This is a genomic window from Halomonas rhizosphaerae (assembly GCF_030010555.1).
Lineage (GTDB): Bacteria > Pseudomonadota > Gammaproteobacteria > Pseudomonadales > Halomonadaceae > Halomonas > Halomonas rhizosphaerae.
The window spans coordinates 134,063-143,303 of record NZ_JASCQP010000035.1; the positions used below are offsets into that span (position 1 = coordinate 134,063).

At 65.7% G+C, this 9,241-nt stretch carries 9 protein-coding genes; 3 read left to right on the forward strand and 6 right to left on the reverse strand.

Annotated features, from left to right (window positions below):
- Positions 1-37 precede the first annotated feature (37 nt).
- The 3 genes from QLQ83_RS16465 to phhA are packed head-to-tail and all read right to left on the reverse strand — an operon-like array spanning position 38 to position 2,451.
- Positions 38-1,225 (reverse strand): amino acid aminotransferase, encoded by a 1,188-nt coding sequence (locus QLQ83_RS16465; protein ID WP_282736594.1) that lies wholly within the window; start codon positions 1,223-1,225, stop codon positions 38-40.
- On the reverse strand, positions 1,226-1,564 hold the full coding sequence (locus QLQ83_RS16470) for a 4a-hydroxytetrahydrobiopterin dehydratase (RefSeq protein WP_282736595.1): 339 nt from the start codon (positions 1,562-1,564) through the stop codon (positions 1,226-1,228).
- A 50-nt stretch (positions 1,565-1,614) separates the two neighbouring features.
- Positions 1,615-2,451 carry a phenylalanine 4-monooxygenase gene (phhA, locus tag QLQ83_RS16475; RefSeq protein ID WP_282736596.1) on the reverse strand — a complete coding sequence of 279 codons (837 nt, stop codon included), beginning with the start codon at positions 2,449-2,451 and terminating at the stop codon, positions 1,615-1,617.
- Positions 2,452-2,730: 279 nt separating this feature from the next.
- Between phhA and QLQ83_RS16480 the strand changes: the two genes are divergently transcribed.
- Positions 2,731-4,290 (forward strand): sigma-54-dependent transcriptional regulator, encoded by a 1,560-nt coding sequence (locus QLQ83_RS16480; protein ID WP_282736597.1) that lies wholly within the window; start codon positions 2,731-2,733, stop codon positions 4,288-4,290.
- Complete coding sequence (locus QLQ83_RS16485) at positions 4,290-4,919, forward strand: hypothetical protein (RefSeq protein ID WP_282736598.1); 630 nt, start codon at positions 4,290-4,292, stop codon at positions 4,917-4,919. The genes QLQ83_RS16480 and QLQ83_RS16485 overlap by 1 nt, the downstream gene beginning before the upstream one ends.
- A gap of 5 nt (positions 4,920-4,924) precedes the next feature.
- Here QLQ83_RS16485 and QLQ83_RS16490 read toward each other — a convergent pair whose 3' ends face one another.
- Positions 4,925-6,886, reverse strand: coding sequence for a RecQ family ATP-dependent DNA helicase (locus QLQ83_RS16490; RefSeq protein ID WP_282736599.1), 1,962 nt, complete (start codon positions 6,884-6,886; stop codon positions 4,925-4,927).
- Positions 6,887-7,042: 156 nt separating this feature from the next.
- On the opposite strand from QLQ83_RS16490, the gene QLQ83_RS16495 reads away from it, so the two are divergent.
- On the forward strand, positions 7,043-7,699 hold the full coding sequence (locus tag QLQ83_RS16495) for a dienelactone hydrolase family protein (RefSeq protein ID WP_282736600.1): 657 nt from the start codon (positions 7,043-7,045) through the stop codon (positions 7,697-7,699).
- Here QLQ83_RS16495 and QLQ83_RS16500 read toward each other — a convergent pair.
- Both QLQ83_RS16500 and QLQ83_RS16505 read right to left on the reverse strand, forming a co-directional pair.
- Positions 7,696-8,610, reverse strand: coding sequence for a GGDEF domain-containing protein (locus QLQ83_RS16500; RefSeq protein WP_282736601.1), 915 nt, complete (start codon positions 8,608-8,610; stop codon positions 7,696-7,698). The genes QLQ83_RS16495 and QLQ83_RS16500 overlap by 4 nt on opposite strands.
- A gap of 289 nt (positions 8,611-8,899) precedes the next feature.
- Positions 8,900-9,085 (reverse strand): class I SAM-dependent methyltransferase, encoded by a 186-nt coding sequence (locus QLQ83_RS16505; RefSeq protein WP_411971140.1) that lies wholly within the window; start codon positions 9,083-9,085, stop codon positions 8,900-8,902.
- Positions 9,086-9,241: the final 156 nt, after the last annotated feature.

A 9,241-nucleotide genomic window follows, 5' to 3' on the forward strand; every position in this document is an offset into this window, starting at 1 on the left:
GCGGGCCTTTGCTCGATGGTCTCGGGCGAGGTGGCGATCAGTTGACCGCGGCGATCGCCTTGGCCAGGTAGGGCAGGTTCTCGTGGGAGAAGCCGGCCACGTTGGCGCGGCCCGAGCGCACCATGTAGATGCCGAACTCGTCGCGCAGGCGGTCGACCTGCTCGGGTGTCAGGCCGGTGTAGGAGAACATGCCGCGCTGTTCGGCCACGCAGGCGTACTTCTCGTCCAGGTTATAGGGCTTGAGGGCATCGACGAAGTCACGACGCAGGGTGTTGATGCGGTCGCGCATCTCGGTGAGCTCCTCGCGCCAGATGGTGGCGAGCTCTGCGGAGTGCAGGATCTCGCTGACGATGGCGCCGCCGTGGGCCGGCGGGTTCGAGTAGTTCTCGCGGGCCACGATGGCGATCTGCGAGCGCACGTTCTCCATCTGCTCCTGATTCTTCGCCACCATGATCAGGCAGCCGGTGCGCTCGCAGTAGATGCCGAAGTTCTTGGAACAGGAACTGGTGATGATGACCTCGTCGAGGTTCTCGGCCATCAGGCGTACCCCGTAGGCATCCTCGTCCAGGCCCTCACCGAAGCCCTGGTAGGCGAAGTCGATCAGCGGCAGCAGGTTGCGCTCGCGGACGACCTCCAGCACCTGTTGCCACTGGTCGCGGGACAGGTCGAAGCCGGTGGGGTTGTGGCAGCAGGCGTGCAGCAGTACCACGTCGCCTTCCGGGATCTGCTTGAGCGCCGCCAGCATGCCGTCGAAGTCGAGACGGTTCTCGGCGTCAACGTAGGGGTACTTGTGGAGCGTCAGGCCGGCGGCCGGGAAGATGCCCAGGTGGTTCGGCCAGGTCGGGTCGGAGACCCAGATGTCCTTGCCGGGCAGCTGGTGGGCGATGAAGTCGGCTGCCAGGCGCAGGGCACCGGTGCCGCCGGGTGACTGGGTGGCGCTGGCACGCTTGGCTTCCAGCACCGGCGATCCTTCGCCCAATACCATGGGAAGGATCACCTCTCCGTACGCCGGCGCGCCATGGGAGCCGATGTAGGTCTTGGTGGTCTCGTTCTTGAGCAGCAGGGCCTCGGCTTCCTTCACGGCGCGCATCACCGGGGTGTTGCCCTGGGCGTCCTTGTAGACGCCGACGCCGAGATCGACCTTCTGAGGGTTGGTGTCCTTCTTGAAGGCCTCGATCAGACCGAGGATGGCGTCCCCGGGAACCCGCTCAATTTTCTCGAACATTTATTTCGCTACCTCGTCGGTTCTGGCGGCAAGAATGAAATCGTTCCTGTGCAGGCCCTTCATCTCGTGCGACCACCAGGTCACGGTGACCTTGCCCCATTCGGTCAGCAGGGCCGGATGGTGCCCGGCTTCCTCGGCGATCTCGCCGACGCGGTTGGTGAAGTCGAGGGCCTGCTTGAAGTTGCGGAACTTGAAGACCCGCTCCAGCTTCATGATGCCATCGCGCTCGATGATCTGCCACTCGGGGATCTCGGCCTGGTACTGCTCGATCTCGGCCTCGGTGACGTGGGGGGCGTCCCAGCTGCAGGCCTCGCACTGCTGTTCTGATAGCTGGCTCATGGTATCTCCTTGTCGTCTCGATGGATCGTCGTCGGGGTAAGTATCAGGGATCAGGCACTGGCCCTGGCGCTGCTCGGGGCCGGTTCGAAGCGGGGCTCGAACAGGCCCAGTGCCATGGCATGGTGCACCATGCCCATGATGTCCTGCCGAGAAAGGTCGTGCAGGGTGGTGAGATCGTCAAGCACGTAGTAGAGGGGCTGGAGGATGTCGATGCGGTAGGGGGTGCGCAGGGCATCCACGGGATCGAAGGGCCGATGAACCGGCACGTCGGAGAGCGAGTGCAGGGTCTCTCTGGGCGAGGAGATGATGCCGCCGCCGTAGATGCGCCGCCCGGCCGGTGTATCGACCAGGCCGAACTCCACGGTCATCCAGTACAGCCGCGCCAGATAGACCCGCTCCTTCGGCGTGGCGGCCTTGCCCAGGCGACCATAGGTGGCGGTGAACTCGGCGAACGAGGGGTCGGTGAGCATCGGGCAGTGGCCGAAGATCTCGTGGAAGATATCCGGCTCCTTCAGGTAGTCCATTTCTTCCGGAGTGCGAATGAAGGTGGCCACCGGAAAGTGTCGATTGGCGAGCAGGTCGAAGAAGGTGTCGAAGGGGATCAGGGCGGGTACCTGGGCCGTCTGCCAACCGGTGGCGGCCTGCAGGACCCTGTCCACCTCGCCGAGCTGGGGAATGCGTGACTCGGGCAGGGCCAGGCGCTCCAGGCCGTCGAGGTACTGCTGGCAGACGCGCCCCTCGATCATGCCCAGCTGGCGCTGCATGAGGGCCTGCCAGGTGGCATGCTCGGTGTCGCTGTAGGCGATATGGCCCCGGTCGTCGGGCAGTCGAGCGCGGTAGCCGGTCTTGCTGGCGAACTCGCTCAGTTCACTCAATCTGGTCGTCATGATTTCTCCGTGGCGTCGCTTGTGGGTTGTTGTCTGCCGTGCGGAATCCCCTCGAGTCTAGGCGTGACGGGATGTCCACAGGAGAGTCTTGCCACGCAAGCCAGCCAGTTCGAGATCGGTTGCCTGTAAAGAAATCATGACGATTTTTACCGCCAGCAAGGGTCCAAGAGGCAAGATGCGTGCTGGCGCTGATTGAGGCGGTACAGGTGTCACGTTATCTTGACACTCAAGTCACGTCGACGTGACGACTTTCAAGATACCAAGAGAGAACCTAGCCAGATGCGACTGAGGTTTCACTGCCAGAACCGGATCGGCATCCTGCGCGACATCGTCGCCCATTTCTCCGACTATGGCCTCAACGTGGCCCGTGGCGAGGTGGGGGGGGAGCACGGCAATGCGATCTACCTGCACGTGCCGAACCTGCTGCATGCGCAGCTCGCTACCTTAAGGCCGGAGCTGGAAGCCGTGCCAGGAGTATTCGGGGTTCGCCAGGTCAACCTGATGCCCAGCGAGCGTCGTCACCTGGAGCTGGATGCGCTGCTCTCGTCGCTCTCCGACCCGGTGATGTCCATCGACATGGAGGGGCATATCGTGGCCGCCAACCGGGCTGCCGGGCAGTTGCTCGGCGTGCGCATCGACGAGGTGCCGGGGCTGTCGCTGGATCGCCATCTCCCGGAACTGGACCTGCCGGCGCTGATCCGGCGCAACAACGCCCGGGTCAACGGCCTGCGTATCAAGCTGCGCGATACCACCTTCCTTGCCGATATCGCGCCCCTGCATCGAGAGCATCAGGACGACGTGGCCTCGCTGGCCGGTGCCGTGGTGACCCTTCACCGGGCCGATCGCATCGGGGAGCGCATCTACCAGGTACAGCGCCAGGAGCTCCGCGGCTTCGAGGCGATCTTCCAGGCGAGCCCGAGGCTGCAGGCTTTGATCCGCGAGGCGCGGCGAATGGCGCCGCTGGATGCCCCCTTGCTGATCCAGGGCGAGACCGGCACCGGCAAGGAGTTGCTGGCCCGGGCCTGTCACCTGGCCAGTGCGCGTGGCCAGTCGCCCTTCATGGCCCTCAACTGTGCCGGCCTTCCCGAGTCCATGGCCGAGACCGAATTGTTCGGCTATGCCCCTGGCGCCTTCGAGGGTGCACGCCCCGAGGGCAAGCTGGGGCTTCTGGAGCTGACGGCAGGGGGCACCATCTTCCTCGACGAGGTGGGCGAGATGAGCCCGCGGCTGCAGGTCAAGCTACTGCGCTTTCTTCAGGATGGCGGTTTCCGTCGGGTGGGCAGCGACGAGGAGACCTGGCTCGACGTGCGGGTGATCTGTGCCACCCAGCAGGACCTGCCTGCGCTCTGTGCCGAGGGGCTGTTTCGCCACGACCTCTATCATCGTCTCAACGTGCTGTCGCTGCAGGTGCCGCCACTGCGCGAGTGCCGTGATGGCATCGAGGCGCTGTCCATGCACTTCATTGACCGCGCGGCCCGCCAGATCGGCTGCCGCCTTCCGGGCCTCTCTTCGCCGGCCCTGGCGAGGCTTGCCGCCTACCATTGGCCCGGCAATGTCCGCCAGCTCGAGAACGTGCTCTTCCAGGCGGTCTCGCTGTGCGAGGGCGAGGCCATCGAGCCTGCGCATCTGCGCCTGCCCGACGTCGGGGCTTCGGCAGGTCTTGCGGGCATCGATCTCGAGGGATCCCTCTCCGGCATCCTCGGCGAAGTGGAGCGCCGGGTGCTCGAGGAGCTCTATCCGCGGCATCCGTCCAGCCGGCAGCTGGCCAGGCGCCTCGGGGTCTCTCATACCACCATCGCCAACAAGCTTAAGCGCTATGGGATTGGCGGGGAGGAGTGATGCGCCGTCTGACTGCCAACTCGTTGCCTTCAGAGGGGTTGCCGCTGTGGCTCAAGCTGGTCTTCAGCTTCTGGGTGTTGGTCTGGGCGCCGACCTACTGGATGCTGCTGGGCCCCCAGAACTATTTCTGGCTGTGCAACCTGGCCAACTTCCTGCTCCTGGCGGGGCTCTGGAGCGAGAGCCGGCGGCTGGTCTCCATGCAGTGGCTGGCCGTGGCCCTGGTGGGCACCTTCTGGGCGGTGGACGTGGGCACCGCCTGGCTGACCGGCTGGCATCCTATCGGCGGGACCGAGTACATGTTCGATCCCGAACACCCCCCGCTGACACGGGCAATGTCGCTCTACCATCTGATCCTGCCGCTGGTGGCTGGATTCGCGATCTGGCGGATCGGCTATGATCGCCGGGCGCTGGTCTGGCAGAGCGTGCTTACCTGGCTGGTAATCCCTGCCAGCTATCTCTTCACCGAGGCCGAGCGCAACATCAACTGGGTCGAGGGGCCCTTCGGGCAGCCCCAGTCGATGATGGACCCTCTGCTTTACCTGGCGGGGCTGATGATCCTCTGGCCGCTGTTGATCTATCTTCCGGTGCACGGGCTGACCCTGGCGCTGTCACGTCGCCGCCGCGGCTGACCTGGTCAACCGGCGATCTGCTCGGCGACGCGCTGGCGAACCTCGGCATAGGGATAGCCCTCCAGGGCGGCGAAGGCCTCCAGCTTGCGCACCTTCATGGGGGTGAACAGCGGCGTGGTGATCCCGCACAGGAAGCGTGTCAGCAGGTCCGCCGTGGGCGGATGGCCCTCGCCGGCTTCCGCCAGCCGCTTGAGGAAGGGGCCGCAAAGAGGCGCGATCTCCCGTGACGACAGCGGTTGTGTCGGCGCGGCGTCCGGGAGTCGTGCGACCTGCCCTCGGCAGGCAGAACAGTGCCCGCAGTGCTCGGGGGCCCTGGCATCGCCGAACCAGTCCGCGAGCCGGCGGCTCAGGCAGCGGTCACTCTCGAAGAGCGCGAGCATGGCGTGCAGTCGGTCGATCTCTGCCCGCTCCTTGTCGCGAAAGTAGCCGAAGAGGTCGTCGGTCAGCGACACCGGATCGATCTCGGCCGAGAGCACCTCATAGACTTCGGTCATCTGCTTGCTCTCGAGCACCATCCAGCCCTTCTCGACGAAGTAATCCAGGGCGGTGATCACCCGGCCGCGACGGGTATCCAGGCCGCGCTCCGCCCCGAGCGCCTCCAGGGTGGCGAAGTCCAGGCTGTACCAGGTCCGCGCGCGGGAGGAAGCATCAAGAATCGCCTGGACGAAGTCACGCCGTTCGCCCTGGAAGCGGTCGACCAGGGCCTCTGGCTCACCCTCCAGCCGGAAGCGGTAGTCGGCGAAGTAGCTGTAGCGGGGCGCGATCAGGCGGCGCAGTTCGAGCTGCACCAGCAGGGTCTTGAGCGGCAGGGGGCGGATATTGCTGTGCCGCGACAGCGTATTGAGCATCAGCTCCCACTGGCTGCCGGCGGCGCGGAGATCGTCGATCACCCGACGAATGCCATGATGCTCGGGGGTGTCGCCGTAGACGAAGTTCTCCAGCACCTCGATATGGTCACGCCCCGCCAGCATCAGGCAACTGGAGGGGAGGCCGTCGCGGCCGGCACGGCCGATCTCCTGGCTGTAGTTCTCGATGGACTTCGGCAGGTCGAAGTGCACCACGTTGCGGATATCGGCCTTGTCGATGCCCATGCCGAAGGCGATGGTGGCAACGATGCAGGGCGTATTGCCGGCCATGAAGTCACGCTGGATCGCCTCGCGCCGCTCGCCGTCGAGCCCGGCGTGGTAGGCGATGGCCGGCAGGCCCGCCTTCGCCAGGTAGGCGGCCAGCCGTTCCGCCGTCTGCTGAAGGGTGACATAGACGATGGTCGGCTGGGGTGGGCCCTGCTCGAAGCGGGGACGTAGCCACTCGACCAGACGGCGGGGGCGCTCGACGGCGGGTACCGGCGTCACCTGGAGGTCGAGATTGGCGCGGTAGAAGCCGGTGCCAGTGACATCCCCCGGCGCGATGTCAAAGCGCGAGCGCATGTCGTCGATCACCCGTGGGGTGGCCGTGGCGGTGAGCAGCAGCACCTGCGGGATAGCAAAGTCACGGCGGTAGTCCGGCAGCTTGAGGTAGTCCGGGCGAAAGTTGTGGCCCCATTCCGAGATGCAATGGGCCTCGTCCACCACCATCAAGGAGATGGGTACTCGCCGGATGAAGGCGCGGAACCGCTCGTTCTTGAGGCGTTCCACCGAGACCATCAGGATGCGGATGTCGCCGCGCTTGACCCCTTCCATGACCGCCGCCGCCTCCTCACGGCTCTGGCCCGAATCGAGGCTGGCAGCGGGGATGCCGTGGCGGCCGAGGAAGGCCAGCTGGTCCTGCATCAAGGCCAGCAACGGCGAGATCACCAGGGTCAGGTGCGGGAGGTGCAGGGCCGGAAGCTGGTAGCAGAGCGACTTGCCGGAGCCGGTGGGGAAGATCGCCGCTGCCGAGCGGCCGGCCACGATAGCCTCGATGACCGGCCGCTGGCCGGGGCGGAAGTCGTCATAGCCGAAGACCTCCTGGAGCGTCTGCTGGATCATGGGCAGGTCCTGCCGTCTGGCATCGGAGAGTTACTGGGGTTTTTTCCAGTATAACGTGCCCGTCGGCTGACGTCCGAGCCGATGGCGCCCCGGCGGGCTGACTCACTACACTTGGCGTATCCACGTCACCCCCCGGGCCGGGGCAGGGAGGGGCTCATGTCCATCACTGAGCGTCATCTCGAACTCGAGACCTGCGGTGTCACACTCGAAGGCGATCTGCTGCGGCCCGACAATCCGGCGGGCATCGTGGTGTTCGCACACGGCAGCGGCAGCAGTCGTTTCAGCGTGCGTAACCGTCGGGTGGCGCGCCACCTGGCCGAGCAGGGGCTGGCGACCCTGCTGTTCGACCTGCTGACGCCCGACGAGAGCCTGATCGATGAGCGCACCCGGGCGCTGCGCTTCGACATTCCCCTGATCGGGTCGCGCATGAGCGGGGCCGTGGCCTGGGTGGCCGAAGTGCCGGAGACCCGGGAATGGGGGATCGGCCTGTTCGGGGCCAGCACGGGGGCGGCGGCGGCACTGATCGCCGCCGCCGATCAGCCGTCGCTGGTGCGGGCCGTGGTCTCGCGGGGCGGGCGGCCCGACCTCGCTGGGGAGGCCCTGCCGCAGGTGAAGGCGCCGACCCTGATGCTGGTCGGCGGATGGGATACCCAGGTGATCGAATTGAACGAACAGGCCATGGCGCGCATGACCTGTTCGCGCGAGCTGCTGATCGTGCCGGGCGCCACCCACCTCTTCGAGGAGCCCGGCACCCTGGAGAAGGTCGAGGCCCATGCTGCGCGCTGGTTCCTCGACCATCTCGGCCGGGTCTAGACGCCGGCCATGACCTGGTTGCGCCCACCATGCTTGGCCGCATAGAGGCTGTCGTCGGCACGGTGGATCAGGGTCTCGCGGGAGTCACCGATGCGATGTTCGGCAATGCCGATGCTGACCGTGATGCATCCCGTACCGATACCGAAGTCATGGTCGGCGATCCGCTCACGAAGGCGTTCTGCCAACTGCCGGCAGTGAAGCTCAGGGGTGAGAGGCAGCAGCAGGGCGAATTCCTCGCCACCCAGCCGGGCCACCAGGTCCTCCTCGCGTAGCATCTCCCGGCAGAGCCCGGCCAGGTCGCGAAGCACCTGGTCTCCCTGGAGGTGCCCCCAGGTGTCGTTGATCGACTTGAAGTGGTCGAGGTCGAGCATCATCAGCGACAGCGGCAGGGCGTGCCGGTTGCTCAACGAGATCTCCTCGTCGAGACGCTGCATCAGCTTGCGGCGATTGGCCAGGCCGGTCAGGTCGTCCGTGTCGGACAGCCGGCGCAGACGCTGCTCCTCGGCCATCTGTTCGCTGATGTCGATCATCATGCCGTACCAGAGGACGCCGGTATCGACCTTGCGAGGCTGGGCGCGCAGGGCGATCCAGCTCAGGCGGTCATCGGCCATCCTCAGCCGGAACTTGGTGGTGATGGGACTTTGCCAGCGGGCGGAACGCTCGATGGCGGCCATGAGGCGAGGGTAATCCGTCTCGGCCAGGCGCTCGAGGGCCGGGAGGGCATTCTGCGCCAGATCACGCCGGTCGACCCCGGTCAGTTGCGTACCGCTGCCGGCCAGGTAGGGAAAGTGCATCCGGCCGTCGGGGGCCCGGTGCAGTTGGAAGATCATCCCGGGCAATTGCTCGGTCAACTCGAGGATCCAGTCCGGCTGCGGCTTTTCCCCACCCGGCATGACGTCGTTGGAAGGCATGCGGGTGTCCTTTTTCCCTGCTGCGAACAGGTTGTTCGTTCTTCGTTATTGTCCTGCCCCATGGGGACGGCAGGTATCGACGCTGGGCGTCTCTTGGTCAAGCACATCATGATACGCCGTCAGGGTCGTGGTGGCATCCTCCCTCTGATGTAGGAGATCGCCTACAAACGGATCGTGAAGATGATCTGAGTCAAGAAAGCGAGAGGTTACCGCTGGTCGCCTGAGTGCGTTGGGCATCCGTGGCAGAAGATGACCTGCCGGAGCGCCAGTTCTCCGTCTTTCTGGAGGCTCATTGCGGGGCGTCGAAGTGCGCCGGGCGTCCTAGGGAGAAGACGACCTGCCAGAGTTGCAGATGGCGCGCCCGGAAGGCCCCGGTGCACACCGAGAGATAGTAGCGGAACATGCGGCGGGTGCGCTCGTTGTAGTGATGAGCGATCTCGTGCCAGTGGGCGTCGACGTTCGCCAGCCAGGCCATCAGGGTGTGGTCGTAATCGGGGCCGACCGGGGGTCATGTAAGCGCCAGTCCTCCCTCGGCCCGGAGGGTCATCGCGGGGCGTCGTAGCGCCTACGGCGTCCGCGGGAGAAGACGACCTGCCAGAGTTGCATATGGCGCGCCCGGAAGGCCCCGGCG

Coding starts and splice junctions, on each gene's coding strand:
- QLQ83_RS16490 (WP_282736599.1), bottom strand. CDS start 6,886: ATGATCCAGCAGACGCTCCAGGAGGTCTTCGGCTATGACGACTTCCGC.
- QLQ83_RS16495 (WP_282736600.1), top strand. CDS start 7,043: ATGTCCATCACTGAGCGTCATCTCGAACTCGAGACCTGCGGTGTCACA.
- QLQ83_RS16485 (WP_282736598.1), top strand. CDS start 4,290: ATGCGCCGTCTGACTGCCAACTCGTTGCCTTCAGAGGGGTTGCCGCTG.
- QLQ83_RS16465 (WP_282736594.1), bottom strand. CDS start 1,225: ATGTTCGAGAAAATTGAGCGGGTTCCCGGGGACGCCATCCTCGGTCTG.
- phhA (WP_282736596.1), bottom strand. CDS start 2,451: ATGACGACCAGATTGAGTGAACTGAGCGAGTTCGCCAGCAAGACCGGC.
- QLQ83_RS16500 (WP_282736601.1), bottom strand. CDS start 8,610: ATGCCTTCCAACGACGTCATGCCGGGTGGGGAAAAGCCGCAGCCGGAC.
- QLQ83_RS16470 (WP_282736595.1), bottom strand. CDS start 1,564: ATGAGCCAGCTATCAGAACAGCAGTGCGAGGCCTGCAGCTGGGACGCC.
- QLQ83_RS16505 (WP_411971140.1), bottom strand. CDS start 9,085: ATGGCCTGGCTGGCGAACGTCGACGCCCACTGGCACGAGATCGCTCAT.
- QLQ83_RS16480 (WP_282736597.1), top strand. CDS start 2,731: ATGCGACTGAGGTTTCACTGCCAGAACCGGATCGGCATCCTGCGCGAC.